Annotated in this window: 13 protein-coding genes, 2 tRNA genes and 1 rRNA gene; 4 read left to right on the forward strand and 12 right to left on the reverse strand. The window is 38.6% G+C overall.

From position 1 onward, the window contains the following. Window positions 1-66: 66 nt before the first annotated feature. Window positions 67-1,395, reverse strand: coding sequence for a xylose isomerase (gene xylA, locus G4Z05_RS14795; RefSeq protein WP_163252576.1), 1,329 nt, complete (start codon window positions 1,393-1,395; stop codon window positions 67-69). 260 nt (window positions 1,396-1,655) lie between these two features. Between xylA and xylR the strand changes: the two genes are divergently transcribed. Further along, window positions 1,656-2,813 carry a transcriptional repressor XylR gene (gene xylR, locus G4Z05_RS14800; protein WP_163252577.1) on the forward strand — a complete coding sequence of 386 codons (1,158 nt, stop codon included), beginning with the start codon at window positions 1,656-1,658 and terminating at the stop codon, window positions 2,811-2,813. Between the two features lie 192 nt (window positions 2,814-3,005). Here xylR and groL read toward each other — a convergent pair whose 3' ends face one another. Both groL and groES read right to left on the reverse strand, forming a co-directional pair. Beyond that, window positions 3,006-4,634 (reverse strand): chaperonin GroEL, encoded by a 1,629-nt coding sequence (groL, locus tag G4Z05_RS14805; protein ID WP_038538793.1) that lies wholly within the window; start codon window positions 4,632-4,634, stop codon window positions 3,006-3,008. 53 nt (window positions 4,635-4,687) lie between these two features. Continuing rightward, complete coding sequence (gene groES, locus G4Z05_RS14810; RefSeq protein ID WP_038538790.1) at window positions 4,688-4,972, reverse strand: co-chaperone GroES; 285 nt, start codon at window positions 4,970-4,972, stop codon at window positions 4,688-4,690. A 274-nt stretch (window positions 4,973-5,246) separates the two neighbouring features. Between groES and G4Z05_RS14815 the strand changes: the two genes are divergently transcribed. Next, window positions 5,247-5,969 (forward strand): CPBP family intramembrane glutamic endopeptidase, encoded by a 723-nt coding sequence (locus tag G4Z05_RS14815; protein ID WP_163252578.1) that lies wholly within the window; start codon window positions 5,247-5,249, stop codon window positions 5,967-5,969. After that, a complete protein-coding gene (locus G4Z05_RS14820) occupies window positions 5,969-6,169 on the forward strand; it encodes a YdiK family protein (RefSeq protein ID WP_163252579.1) in 201 nt (66 codons plus the stop codon). The genes G4Z05_RS14815 and G4Z05_RS14820 overlap by 1 nt, the downstream gene beginning before the upstream one ends. A gap of 144 nt (window positions 6,170-6,313) precedes the next feature. Here G4Z05_RS14820 and G4Z05_RS14825 read toward each other — a convergent pair whose 3' ends face one another. Then, window positions 6,314-6,970, reverse strand: a complete 657-nt coding sequence (locus G4Z05_RS14825; RefSeq protein WP_038542034.1) for a redox-sensing transcriptional repressor Rex — start codon at window positions 6,968-6,970, stop codon at window positions 6,314-6,316. Window positions 6,971-6,999: 29 nt separating this feature from the next. Further along, a complete protein-coding gene (moaC, locus tag G4Z05_RS14830) occupies window positions 7,000-7,488 on the reverse strand; it encodes a cyclic pyranopterin monophosphate synthase MoaC (RefSeq protein ID WP_163252580.1) in 489 nt (162 codons plus the stop codon). Between the two features lie 141 nt (window positions 7,489-7,629). On the opposite strand from moaC, the gene G4Z05_RS14835 reads away from it, so the two are divergent. Next, window positions 7,630-9,552: an ABC-F family ATP-binding cassette domain-containing protein gene (locus G4Z05_RS14835; protein WP_163252581.1), complete on the forward strand. Its 1,923-nt coding sequence runs from the start codon at window positions 7,630-7,632 to the stop codon at window positions 9,550-9,552. Between the two features lie 460 nt (window positions 9,553-10,012). On the opposite strand, the gene tsaD is transcribed toward G4Z05_RS14835, so the two are convergent. The 7 genes from tsaD to rrf all read right to left on the reverse strand — a co-directional run bounded on the left by tsaD (window position 10,013) and on the right by rrf (window position 13,243). Then, window positions 10,013-11,035 carry a tRNA (adenosine(37)-N6)-threonylcarbamoyltransferase complex transferase subunit TsaD gene (tsaD, locus tag G4Z05_RS14840; RefSeq protein ID WP_038542032.1) on the reverse strand — a complete coding sequence of 341 codons (1,023 nt, stop codon included), beginning with the start codon at window positions 11,033-11,035 and terminating at the stop codon, window positions 10,013-10,015. Next, window positions 11,032-11,481 (reverse strand): ribosomal protein S18-alanine N-acetyltransferase, encoded by a 450-nt coding sequence (rimI, locus tag G4Z05_RS14845; protein ID WP_163252582.1) that lies wholly within the window; start codon window positions 11,479-11,481, stop codon window positions 11,032-11,034. The genes tsaD and rimI overlap by 4 nt, the downstream gene beginning before the upstream one ends. 12 nt (window positions 11,482-11,493) lie before the next feature. Then, window positions 11,494-12,201 (reverse strand): tRNA (adenosine(37)-N6)-threonylcarbamoyltransferase complex dimerization subunit type 1 TsaB, encoded by a 708-nt coding sequence (gene tsaB / locus G4Z05_RS14850; RefSeq protein ID WP_163252583.1) that lies wholly within the window; start codon window positions 12,199-12,201, stop codon window positions 11,494-11,496. Beyond that, window positions 12,198-12,653: a tRNA (adenosine(37)-N6)-threonylcarbamoyltransferase complex ATPase subunit type 1 TsaE gene (gene tsaE / locus G4Z05_RS14855; protein WP_163252584.1), complete on the reverse strand. Its 456-nt coding sequence runs from the start codon at window positions 12,651-12,653 to the stop codon at window positions 12,198-12,200. The genes tsaB and tsaE overlap by 4 nt, the downstream gene beginning before the upstream one ends. Window positions 12,654-12,808: 155 nt before the next feature. After that, window positions 12,809-12,885, reverse strand: a tRNA-Asp gene (locus tag G4Z05_RS14860). A 3-nt stretch (window positions 12,886-12,888) separates the two neighbouring features. After that, window positions 12,889-12,962, reverse strand: a tRNA-Met gene (locus G4Z05_RS14865). A gap of 164 nt (window positions 12,963-13,126) precedes the next feature. Continuing rightward, window positions 13,127-13,243 (reverse strand): 5S ribosomal RNA (gene rrf, locus G4Z05_RS14870). Window positions 13,244-13,253: the final 10 nt, after the last annotated feature.

Consider the following 13,253-nt stretch of genomic DNA (forward strand, 5'->3'; position numbering starts at 1 on the left):
ATTTAAACCATTTAAACTCCTAAAAGAGTCCATGTAATCCTATTTGAAAACAGAGCATTTGTAACTTTACACCTCTAAGAGGTATTGATTTAAAATGGCTTTTAAATATTCAGTTTTTCCAGAAACATTTTTGATTTCATTGTTCAATGCATATGCTTCAAGCGTATGGAAATTTGCTTTTCCCTGAACGATGTCTAAACCAATTCCCTCTGTGAAGCTTGAATAGCGTTTTGCGATAGCGTCTTCAATTACATGGTCTTCGATTAATTTGTGTGCCACCTTCAAACCTCTTGCGAATGCATCCATTCCGGCAATATGAGCATAGAACAAATCTTCTGGTTCAAATGAGGTTCTTCTTACTTTTGCATCGAAGTTTAATCCGCCTTTGCCAAGTCCGCCGTTTTGAAGAATTTCATACATCGCTAATGTCGTAGTATACAAATCGGTAGGGAATTCATCTGTATCCCAGCCAAGTAATGTGTTTCCTTGGTTGGCATCTACTGATCCGAGCATTCCGTTTATTCTAGCTACACGTAATTCATGCTCAAATGTATGTCCGGCAAGGGTAGCATGGTTGGCTTCAAGGTTTAATTTGAAATATTCCTCTAGGCCGTATGTTTTTAAGAACGAAATCGTCGTTTGTGCATCCGTATCATATTGGTGAGTGGTTGGCTCTTTTGGTTTTGGTTCAATTAGGAATTGCCCCGTATATCCGATTTCTTTTGCATAATCCACTGCCATGTGCATAAATCGTGCAAGGTTATCAAGCTCTAGCTTAAGATCCGTGTTTAATAAAGTTTCATAACCTTCACGACCTCCCCAAAATACATAGTTTTCAGCCCCCAATTCTTTTGCTGTCTCTAAACCTTTTTTTACTTGAGCTGCAGCATAGGCAAAAACGTCTGCATTGCAAGAAGTTGCTGCACCATGTACGAATCGTGGGTTGGTGAACATGTTAGCTGTATTCCATAAAAGTTTCGTGTTGCTTGTTTTCATATAGTCTTTAATCATTTCAATGATTGTATCTAAATTTTTATTGGTTTCTCTCAATGTGTTGCCTTCAGGGGCAATATCACGGTCGTGGAAAGTGAAAAATGGAACATCAAGCTTTTCAAATAATTCAAACGCTGCCTCAACTCTTGCTTTTGCTAGGTCCATTCCTTTGTATTTGTCCCATGGCCGTAACATGGTACCTGCTCCGAATGGATCACTACCATCAGCGGTGAATGTATGCCAATAGGCAACTGAAAAACGCAGATGCTCCTTCATCGTTTTTCCGCCAATTTGTTCTTCAGGATTGTAATACTTGAATGCAAATGGATTTTTTGAATCTTTTCCTTCGAAAGCGATTTTGTTTACGCTTCCAAAGTAAGTGTTTGCTTTTGTCTGAGTCATGGTCTCTTCCTCCTGATAAAAAATAATGTAGGTTGATTTTCATGAGAGCTAAAGTTTTTGAATAATTTCTTCGTTTTTAAGTTAGTTTGTTGTTTGGATAAACTAACTTAAATTCATCATATAAAATGTTAGCGCTTTTTTCAAGAGTGAATTTTCAAATTTTTTGTGTAAAGTAAGATAAATTATGAAAACTATAGTACAATATTTATAAAAGTACTGTTACACTTAATTTAACGGAAAAACAAACGGGGTGTTATGGAATGTATATTGCAGACCAAAACTTAGTGAAAAAAATTAACCAAAAAACAGTATTAAATCAAATCCTGGCAAACTCCCCTATTTCAAGAGCACGACTATCTGAAATAACCGGATTGAATAAATCAACTGTTTCTTCTCAGGTTAATACCTTAATTGAAAAGAATCTGATCTTTGAAATTGGCCAGGGGCAATCCAGTGGAGGAAGAAAGCCGGTCCTTCTCGTATTTAATAAAAATGCAGGATACTCAATTGGTATTGATATTGGAGTACATAATATTATTGGGATCTTGACCGATTTAGAAGGAAATATTGTCCTTGAGCAATCTGAGGAATATAAAAACCCATCCCCCGAGAAAACGATGGATTTATTATTGTCAATGATCCGAAAATTAATCCAAAAAATGCCGGAGTCACCTTATGGATTAGTTGGGATTGGAGTTTGCGTTCCTGGACTGGTTAATAACGATGAAAAAATTGTTTTCACTCCCAATTTAAAATGGGATGACAAGATGGATTTGAAAGGTCTGATTACGGAGGAATTTAATGTGCCTGTTTTCATTGAAAATGAAGCAAATGCAGGTGCATACGGTGAGAAGGTCTTTGGATCAGCCAAAAATTTTGAAAATCTGATCTATGTCAGTGTCGGAACTGGGATTGGGATTGGAATTATTATGAATAATAATCTATATCGGGGTGTTAATGGGTTTGCTGGAGAAATGGGCCATATGACCATTGATTTAAACGGTCAAAAATGTAACTGTGGAAATCGAGGTTGCTGGGAGCTGTATGCTTCAGAAAAGGCATTAATGAAATCTCTTCCTGAAAAATATAAGGAAGTATCAGTGAAGGAAATGATTAGTTTAGCAAATCAAAATAATCCAGAAATTCTTATGGAGCTACAGAATTTCGGTTTCTATTTGGGGATTGGGCTAACAAATATTTTAAATACGTTTAATCCCGAGGCCATTATTATCCGTAATGAAATCGCCGAAGCGTTGCCAATGGTATTGAACTCAATTAGAAATGCAATTTCTTCACGAATCTATCATCAGTTAGATCACAACTATGATCTACTGTTTTCAACACTCGGTCAAAATGCACCAGCATTGGGTGCAGCCTCCATTACAATCGAACACTTCTTGGAGACATTTACAGCGTAAAGTGTTCAACAGATATGTCTAGCAAATGCAACCCACCAAGAATGTTCTTATGACGACTCTTGGTGGGTTTTTAATAGGTTAGTAAATTTAAAAGAACTAAAAAAAGACTACCTCTCCATTTATGAGAGGTAGTCTATTGAAGATAAAACATTCATGATTGGCAATTGTTCTAATAATTCTCAAAGAGAACTATTACATCATGCCGCCCATGCCACCCATTCCGCTCATGTCAGGCATGCCGCCTTTGTTTTCTTCAGGCTTGTCTGCAACGACTGCTTCAGTTGTTAAGAACATAGCCGCTACAGAAGCTGCGTTTTGAAGAGCAGAACGAGTAACTTTTGTTGGGTCAACGATACCAGCTTCGATCATGTTTACCCACTCGCCAGTTGCTGCGTTGAAACCTACGCCAACTTCTTCGCGTTTTAAGCGTTCAACGACAACAGAACCTTCAAGGCCAGCATTTTCAACGATTGTACGAACTGGAGCTTCCATCGCACGTAATACGATGTTCACACCTGTTGCTACATCGCCTTCTTCTTGAAGTTGAGCCACTTTGTTGTAAACATTTAGAAGCGCAACGCCACCACCAGATACAATACCTTCTTCAACAGCCGCACGAGTTGAGTTTAATGCGTCTTCGATGCGAAGCTTACGCTCTTTTAATTCTGTTTCAGTTGCAGCACCAACTTTGATTACCGCAACGCCACCAGCTAATTTAGCAAGACGTTCTTGTAATTTTTCACGATCGAATTCAGAAGTAGTTTCTTCTAATTGAACGCGGATTTGGTTTACACGAGCTTGGATTGCTTCAGCGTCACCAGCACCTTCAACGATTGTTGTGTTTTCTTTTGTAACAACAACTTTACCAGCGCGTCCTAGTTGAGCGATTGTTGTAGATTTAAGTTCACGACCAAGGTCTTCAGTGATGACTTCACCACCAGTTAATGTAGCGATGTCTTCAAGCATTGCTTTACGACGGTCACCAAAGCCTGGAGCCTTAACAGCTACTGCATTGAAAGTACCGCGAAGCTTGTTCAATACTAGAGTAGCAAGTGCTTCACCTTCAATATCTTCAGCAATTAAAAGTAATGGCTTACCTTGTTGTACAACTTGCTCAAGAACTGGAAGAATTTCTTGAATGTTTGAGATCTTCTTATCAGTGATTAAAATGTATGGATTTTCTAAAACTGCTTCCATTTTGTCTGTGTTAGTTACCATGTATGGAGAAGCATAACCGCGATCAAATTGCATACCTTCAACTACATCTAATTCAGTAGTGAAGCCTTTAGATTCTTCGATTGTGATAACACCGTCGTTACCAACACGTTCCATTGCTTCAGCGATTAATTGGCCAACTTCTTCGTCAGCAGCAGAGATGGAAGCAACTTGTGCGATTGAAGATTTACCTTCGATTGGCTTGGAGATTGCTTTTAATTCTTCAACAGCAGTAGCTACTGCTTTTTCAATACCTTTGCGGATACCCATTGGGTTCGCACCAGCAGTAACGTTCTTTAAGCCTTCGCGGATCATTGCTTGAGCAAGAACAGTTGCAGTTGTTGTACCGTCACCAGCAACATCGTTTGTTTTGCTTGCAACTTCAGCAACAAGCTTAGCACCCATGTTTTCAAATGCATCTTCTAATTCGATCTCTTTTGCAATGGTTACACCATCGTTAGTGATAAGTGGAGAACCGAATTTTTTCTCAAGAACCACGTTACGTCCTTTAGGTCCAAGAGTTACTTTTACTGCATTTGCAAGTGTATCTACACCGCGAAGCATCGCACGGCGAGCATCTTCACTAAACTTAATCTCTTTAGCCATGTTAAAGAACCTCCTCGTATATTAGAAACTTGTTATTTTTTAAGTCTTAAATCTTACTCTACTACAGCAAGAATATCACTTTCACGTAAAATTAAGTATTCAGTACCTTGGTATTTCACTTCAGTACCAGCGTATTTTGAGAAGATGATGCGATCGCCTACAGAAACTTCAACAGCTACGCGCTCACCGTTGTCAAGCACGCGGCCAGTACCTACAGCTACAACTTTTCCTTCCTGAGGCTTTTCTTTTGCTGTATCAGGTAAAACGATACCGCTTGCAGTTTTTTCTTCTGTTTCAACTAGTTCGATGATAATGCGATCACCTAATGGTCTTAACACTAAAAACAACCTCCTCAAATCTATGTGCTTAGGTTCATTATTAGCACTCGCACTCAATGAGTGCTAACACAATTAATATAATAAAGAATCTAAAAATCTTTTGCAAGTATCATGTTTAAATTTTTTTGAAAAAGTATGTATTTTTTTCCACCCTACTATCGTATGTCAATAATTGAATATTTATTTCACCTTTTTAAAGGTATTCTACATTGAAACGAAATAACTTTTAACGTTAGAATGGTAATAAAATATTAGAACTAAAGGAGACATACTATTGAAAAGGGAATATTGGATGATTTTAATTGTGTATATTTGTATGCAACTATCCAGCCTTGTCGCGATTCCCGTATTGATGCTTAGCTTTAAATATACGGGAGTTGATCCGGGATTGGCCACCCCTATTTGGCTCATAGCTAGTTTTACTATTGCGCTCATCATTATTTTATTTATACTAAGAAAAGAAATAAGAGCTGTAGGGAAAAATGATAGAAGCTTATCAGCCGGGAGCTTGATCAAGTGGGCCATTTTAGGATTTTTTCTCGCCTTATTTGCCCAATATGCAGCAGCTATAATAGAAAATCTTCTCGGTATTGAAATGGGTTCTGAAAATACCCAACAAATAATAGGCATTATTGAAACCTTTCCACTTGCCGTCCTAGTTACCAGTATTATTGGGCCGATTTTGGAAGAGATTGTTTTTCGAAAAATTATTTTCGGAGCTTTACATAAAAGGTTTCATTTCTTTATCGCAGCATTAATTAGTTCTGTTATTTTTGCTATCGTTCATATGGAGCCAGTACATATTCTCATTTATTCTGCGATGGGCTTTTCATTTGCCTATCTATATGTAAAAACAAAAACCATCCTTGTACCAATTTTTGCCCATGTATCCATGAATACATTGGTCGTTTTGGTGCAGTCTGTTTACAAAGAAGACATTGAGCGACTGCTTAAAGAGGCAGAAGCGGTTCAAAACTTTATCGGAGGATTCTTCTAATGAGACGTTCACCTTTGTTTTCCGGATTAATCTACTTTCTACTTGGAAGCTTATTTACCTATTTTGCCATTGAGGATGTCCAGAATAACGGCTGGGGTTTTTTCAGCTATCTCTTAGTCATCCTCGCCACTTTTGATTTTGGCTCCGGCCTAAAAATGATCCACTTTCATTTTAAATTTAAGGATCAGCTCAAAAAATAAGGTGACAGGCACCGTGTAAAAAATTTACATTGTGCCTGTCACCTTTTTCTTTTGCTTAAGGCATGATCTTGTTTATTCCTAAGAGAATTCCATCAATTTAAAGAAAAAGGCTTTTCACTTTAATAGTGAAAAACCCTTTTAATTTTATTCCTCTATTTCCTCATTATTTGGATAATGCTTTAAAAAATATACTAATGACTGTAGCTCGATGGCCAAGTCGATGTGATGAACGCGAATGGACGGAGGGACATTTAACCTCGCAGGGGTGAAATTCAAGATCCCTTTGACATTCGTTTTTACAATTTGATCAGTAATCACTTGTGCCACATTTGCAGGTACGGTTAAAATGACTACCTGGATATTTTCCTCCATCAAAATTCGTTCCAACTCATCCATGGAATAAACTGGAACTTCTCCTATAGATGTACCAATTTTTGCAGGGTCTACATCAAAGGCACACTCTATTTTTGTATTATTATTTTTTAAAAAATTATAATGTAAAAATGCAGTACCAAGGTTCCCTACCCCTATTAAGGCAACCTTCGTTAATTCATCCTGGTCAAGCGTTTTTCGGAAAAAACTGAGCAGATAATTGACATTATAACCATATCCTTTTTTCCCCAAAGCGCCGAAATAAGAAAAATCTCTTCTTATTGTAGCTGAATCAACCTTTACCGCTTCACTAAGTTCGGCCGAAGAGACCCTTTGTTTACCTGACGAATGCAGGTTTTTGATAAAACGATAATATAAGGGTAGCCTCTTGGCCGTTGCCTGCGGTATTTTCGTCGTTTCATTTGTCATATACTCCTTCACCCCGCACAATTTATTCATTACATTTCTCTTTTAAAATCACCATTTTTCCCGCCAGTTTTCTCTACCAAAAAAGTCGATCCAATTACCATACCTTTATCTACTGCTTTACACATATCATAAATAGTTAAAGCACAAACAGACGCAGCTGTGAGCGCTTCCATCTCTACACCTGTACTTCCTTTTGTTTTAACCAATGCTTCGATATGCAAAGTATATTGTCCATTCACGATTTGTTCCCAAGAAAAACGGATATCGACACCTGTTAAAGGAATTGGGTGGCACATAGGAATAAGATCCCATGTTTTTTTGGCTGCCATAATAGCCGCTACTTGAGCCACAGCCAGAACATCGCCTTTTTTCATTTCATTGTTCACTATTTTATCATAAATTTCCTTGCTAACAGTGATACTGGATCGAGCAATGGCCGTTCGTGCCGTTTCCGGTTTTTCGCTAACATCCACCATCTTTGCTCTGCCTTGTTCATTAAAGTGAGTAAATTCAGCCATTTAAAAAAGCCTCCCATAAAATCATACAATATTTTGACCGATATGTGTGGGTAAGTTTGTACGCATGATGACATTTTTTTACTTTATTGATGACCTATCGGGAATACGGTACACTATTCCTATGTATAGAGGTGAAAAATAATGATTTTATTACAAGTTAATCAACTACAAAAATATTATGGTGCTGACCTTATTTTATCGAATATAAAGTTAGAATTACAATCCCGGGACCGAGTCGCCCTTGTTGGCCGAAACGGCGCGGGAAAATCAACTTTGCTTAAGATTATCGCCGGCCAACTCAGTTATGACGGCGGGGAAATCATTAAACCAAAGGATGTCACTATTGGTTATTTAGCCCAAAACACTGGACTAGAATCCAATTTATCCATTTGGGAAGAAATGCTGACTGTATTTGAAGAGCTTCGCACGATGGAAAAGTCCTTGCGAAGACTGGAAGAGCAAATGTCTGACCCAAGTGTTTTTGAGGATCAAGAAAAATATGAAAAAATCCTTAAAGAATATGACCAGCTTCAAGTAACATTTAAAGAGCAAGGTGGCTATCAATATGAAGCCGAAATACGATCTGTCCTTCACGGTTTAAGCTTTCCAGATTCGTCTGTCATGATCTCCAGTTTAAGCGGTGGTCAAAAAACACGCCTCGCCCTGGGGAAACTACTTTTAACAAAACCAGACATTTTAATTTTGGACGAGCCGACCAACCATCTGGATATTGAAACACTTTCCTGGCTCGAGCAATACTTACAGGGTTATGATGGTGCGATATTAATTGTCTCTCACGACCGATATTTTTTAGATAAAATCGTTACTCAAGTATATGAAATTTCCCGCACACAAATCCAACGCTACATTGGCAATTATAGCTCATATCTAGAGCAAAAGGCGGCCAATTTTGAACGGGAAATGAAGCTCTATGAAAAGCAACAGGAAGAAATAGCGGCCTTAAAGGACTTTATCCAGCGGAACTTAGCACGGGCCTCTACGACAAAACGTGCTCAAAGCCGCCGAAAAAAGCTAGAGAAAATGGAAATTATGGACCGTCCATTAGGAGACGAAAAATCTGCTTCCTTTTCATTTGAAATTGACAAACAAAGTGGCAACGACGTACTAGCTGTAGATTCACTCGCCATTGGGTATAACGGGAAAAAAGTTTCTGAGAATATTTCCTTTCGGGTATATCGAGGAGACAGTATTGCCGTCGTTGGACCTAACGGTATAGGTAAGTCTACATTATTAAAAACGCTCCTAAAAAAACTTCCTGCCCTATCCGGAGAGGTTCGCTATGGAACAAATCTCTCCATTGGTTATTACGATCAAGAACATGCCAACTTAACCTCAAATAAACGTGTGTTAAATGAGCTTTGGGATGAATACCCGTTAATGACGGAAAAGGAAATCCGAACTGTTTTAGGGAACTTCTTATTTTCCGGTGATGATGTTTTAAAAAATGTCTCTTCGTTAAGTGGCGGTGAAAAAGCGAGATTGGCTCTAGCCAAGCTTATGTTAAAAAAGGCAAACTTGCTAATATTGGACGAACCGACCAACCATTTGGATATTGACAGTAAGGAAGTTCTTGAAAATGCCTTAATCGATTATCCGGGAACAATTGTGTTTGTTTCCCATGACAGATATTTCATTAATCGAATTGCTACTAAAATACTGGAGCTAAGCCCTGAAGGCAGCACGGAATATCTTGGAGATTATGATTATTATGTAGAGAAAAAACTAGAGCAAGAAGAACTTGCGGCTCTCTCTCAAAAAGCTTCGAAAAAAAGTGAAGTGGTTGCAGCTGACTCCTCCACAAAAAGGAATTATCAGCAAGATAAGGAATCGAAAAAACTAGAACGTCAACGTAAGCGAAAATTAGAAGAAATAGAGTTACGAATTGAAGAGCTTGAGGAGCTAATACAAGATTTAGAACAGCAATTATGCCAACCTGAAGTCTTTCAAGATCATGAAAAAGTAATGGAGATTAACATAAAAAATGAAAAAGCAAAAGCGGAGCTCGAACAGTTAATGGAAGAATGGGCTACGTTAGCCGAATAATGTGGATAACCGGGTCTGAAAGAGCCCGGTTCTTTATTTTACGTAGAACAAAAGCCCCGTTTCTTCCACAGACTTATTCACATCTAAAAATCATTTATTTCAATTATCCATAAAGCTTATCCACTATATCCACAACAAAAAGCGTATTTATCCACAATATCAACAAAATTTATAAACTTATCAACAAATAAAGAATATTTTGATTTATCTTTCCAAACTTTATCCACAACTTAAATGAATTTTGTAAAAATTCCGCTCCCAATTAAACAGTTCATTAGCCTCATAGATTTCCATATATAGTAAGAAATAAACCATTTTAATTTATTAACTAATCGTTTGATTAGTTTTTCGATTTATTTAATCAAACGTATGATTAACTCTTTAATATACTTACTCCAACTTTTCAAATAAACTTAGAAGCTATTTTCTGTCATGAAAAAACCCTTCCACATAGGAAGGGTCAAGTATTATAAATTTCAATGTCCAGACCTGGAATAGCGTTAAGTGACAGATCTGCTCTGATTCCTTTTTCAAACATAACACTGCCAGCCGCAGCGATCATGGCCGCATTATCCGTACAAAGTGATAATGGTGGAATCACTAACTCTATCTTTCCATCAGAGAAGGTTTTTTCAAGGGCACTTCTAAGTCCCTTATTAGCAGCCACACCACCTGCAACCAGTAATTGCTTCACTCCATATTCCTCAACAGCCTTTTTGGTTTTAGTTACTAAAACATCAATAACACTTTCCTGAAAACTGGCTGCTAGATCCTCGGGAGCAATGGTCTCCCCTCGCTGAGCGGCATTATGAACGGTATTAATAACAGCGGATTTTAATCCACTAAAGCTAAAATCATAAGAACCTTCCTCAAGCCAGGCACGTGGCAAATCAATTACTGGACATCCTTCATGTGCTAGGCGATCAATATGAGGGCCACCAGGGTAAGGCAAGTTTAATGTTCTTGCTACCTTATCGTAAGCTTCTCCTGCAGCATCATCACGCGTTTCCCCTATTACCTCAAAATGGCCATGTTCTTTCATATAAACCAGCTCGGTATGACCGCCTGAGACTACTAACGCTAAAAGTGGAAACTTTAGCTCGGTCACTAATCGGTTAGCATAAATGTGACCAGCAATATGGTGTACAGGTACCAGTGGTTTATTATGGGCAAATGCAAGCGCCTTTGCTGCATTAACACCTATCAATAGGGCGCCCACTAATCCAGGCCCCTCCGTTACTGCAATGGCATCAATTTCTGCAAAGGTAATATTAGCCTGCTTTAAGGCCTCTTCCATCACGATGGTGATTTGTTCTACATGATGTCGTGAAGCAATTTCTGGTACCACTCCACCAAAACGTTTATGGCTTTCTATTTGTGACGCGACAACATTTGCCACAATTTCACGACCATTTTTTATAATTGCTACCGCTGTCTCGTCACAACTTGTTTCAATTCCTAATATCCATTGATCCTTTTTCATAAATTCACCCACATCACTAAGGCATCCTCTTGATTATCTGAATAATAATTTTTCCGAATGCCCCCATTTTGAAAACCAAGTTTTCGATAAAGAGATTGTGCAACCTCGTTCGTCACCCTAACCTCAAGCGTCATGCTTTTAGCCCCCATTTCACGGGCAACAGCCATAAGCTTTCGCATCATCGCCTCTCCCAATTTTCTGCCTCTATACTCGGGAAGAATTGCCACATTAGTCACATGTGCCTCATCAATAACTAGCCACATTCCGCTATAGCCAATAACTCGATGATCTTGTTCAACAACGATATAAACAGCAAACTTATTATTGTATAATTCATTATAAAACGCTTCAATACTCCACGGGGTGGTAAAGGAGGCCTTTTCAACCTCATAAACTTGGTTGATATCCTCTTCCCTCATGAAACGAAAAACATATGTACCGTTCATTTGTCTCTATCCTTATCCATTTAATGTTTTCCCATTGGCCTCCAACCATTTTGCTTCAGCTTCCGCTAATCGGATATAATTCGGTACAAAAGAATGGACATCCTCTCCAGGTTTGTCCTTTCCGAGCAAAGCAAGTTCAGAAGGACGCGGATTATGCTCTGTTATGCTGGCAAACTTGGCTTTAGGCCCTAAAATTTCAGCAATCTTATTTTGATGAATTGATAAGTCGTTACCTACAAATAAAATCGGTAGGCTACATTCCATTAATTTTGTTGACCAATCTACCAACATAGCTAGCTGATCTTCTTTTACTACTTCAAGCCGGCCACCCTCAAACTGATATAAACCAGTATAGACTTGACCTCTTCTGGCATCAAATATAGGAGAAATATACCCATCAAAGTAGCGACCTGTTCCTGCTGCTAATATTTCAAGACTAGAAATACCTACTAGAGGAATATTTAATGTCCATGCTAAAGTCTTGGCAATCGTAACACCAATTCTAACGCCTGTGTAAGAGCCAGGGCCTTTTGCCACCACAATTTTCCTTAAATCTGCAGGTGTCTTCTCACAGTCTCTCATTAACATTTGTATCGCAGGCATAACTCTTATGGAGTGATTCTTTTTTAAATTGGTTATGTATTCGCCAAGCACTTGATGATCCTCTAACAGCGCAACCCCTAAAGCATAATTTGAAGTATCTATTGCTAAAACTGTCATGAAAAAATCTCCTTACATAATTGCTGGTATCGTTCTCCCTTAGGTTCTAGAACCAGCCTTCTATTATCTTCTTCCTCACGATAGATAAATATAGTCAATAATTCCTCAGGCAGCTGTTCTTCAATTAAGTGTGCCCATTCTACTACTGTTACACCATCACCTTCAAAGTATTCATCAAAACCTAAGTCCTCCATGGAATCGGCCACACGATAAACATCCATATGATATAGAGGCAATCTACCTCTATATTCTTTAATAATCGTAAAAGTCGGACTGTTTACCGTCCTTTTTATCTCCAAACCTTTTGCTAACCCTTTTGTGAAAGTTGTTTTGCCCGCACCTAAATCACCCTCTAAAGCGATCACATCTCCGGGCTTTAGAAACCTAGCTAATCTCTCAGCAAATTGGGCAGTTTCCTCAGAGTTTTTTGTTTTATACTCATATTGCTGCATTTAATCACCTTTTTACTTTACCAAATATATATCTTCATTTTACCTTAAATACGCGTAAAAAAAACCTTAGGATGCTCTCCTAAGGTGTATATTTCATATGTAAGCTAATAATAAAAAAGTCGAAACACTGTTTCGAACTTGATTACTCATATTCATGGCGGTCTGGACGGGACTCGAACCCGCGACCTCCTGCGTGACAGGCAGGCATTCTAACCAACTGAACTACCAGACCGTATTGCGGGGGCAGGATTTGAACCTGCGACCTTCGGGTTATGAGCCCGACGAGCTACCGGACTGCTCCACCCCGCGATAATATTAATAATATAGTTTTTATCATGCTCAAAGTTTGCATGGACTGTCCCGACTTCAGAAAGTATGCTTAAGCAGTAACTCAGTCGGTACAACTCGCGGATTATTCAGTGAAGTAACGCTTGTTGCTCCACCCCGCGATAATACTATTATTAAATTAAATAGCCCGGCAGCGTCCTACTCTCACAGGGGCTTTCGCCCCAACTACCATCGGCGCTGAGAAGCTTAACTTCCGTGTTCGGTATGGGAACGGGTGTGACCTTCTCGCCATTACCACCGGACCTATTTAAT

It is taken from the genome of Neobacillus thermocopriae, from assembly GCF_010975035.1.
Taxonomy (GTDB): domain Bacteria; phylum Bacillota; class Bacilli; order Bacillales; family Cytobacillaceae; genus Neobacillus; species Neobacillus thermocopriae.

Bases quoted from the DNA above. Each gene is read 5' to 3' on its own strand.
- xylA (WP_163252576.1), bottom strand. From the start codon at position 1,395: ATGACTCAGACAAAAGCAAACACTTACTTTGGAAGCGTAAACAAAATC.
- xylR (WP_163252577.1), top strand. From the start codon at position 1,656: ATGTATATTGCAGACCAAAACTTAGTGAAAAAAATTAACCAAAAAACA.
- groL (WP_038538793.1), bottom strand. From the start codon at position 4,634: ATGGCTAAAGAGATTAAGTTTAGTGAAGATGCTCGCCGTGCGATGCTT.
- G4Z05_RS14820 (WP_163252579.1), top strand. From the start codon at position 5,969: ATGAGACGTTCACCTTTGTTTTCCGGATTAATCTACTTTCTACTTGGA.
- G4Z05_RS14825 (WP_038542034.1), bottom strand. From the start codon at position 6,970: ATGACAAATGAAACGACGAAAATACCGCAGGCAACGGCCAAGAGGCTA.
- moaC (WP_163252580.1), bottom strand. From the start codon at position 7,488: ATGGCTGAATTTACTCACTTTAATGAACAAGGCAGAGCAAAGATGGTG.
- G4Z05_RS14835 (WP_163252581.1), top strand. From the start codon at position 7,630: ATGATTTTATTACAAGTTAATCAACTACAAAAATATTATGGTGCTGAC.
- tsaD (WP_038542032.1), bottom strand. From the start codon at position 11,035: ATGAAAAAGGATCAATGGATATTAGGAATTGAAACAAGTTGTGACGAG.
- rimI (WP_163252582.1), bottom strand. From the start codon at position 11,481: ATGAACGGTACATATGTTTTTCGTTTCATGAGGGAAGAGGATATCAAC.
- tsaB (WP_163252583.1), bottom strand. From the start codon at position 12,201: ATGACAGTTTTAGCAATAGATACTTCAAATTATGCTTTAGGGGTTGCG.
- tsaE (WP_163252584.1), bottom strand. From the start codon at position 12,653: ATGCAGCAATATGAGTATAAAACAAAAAACTCTGAGGAAACTGCCCAA.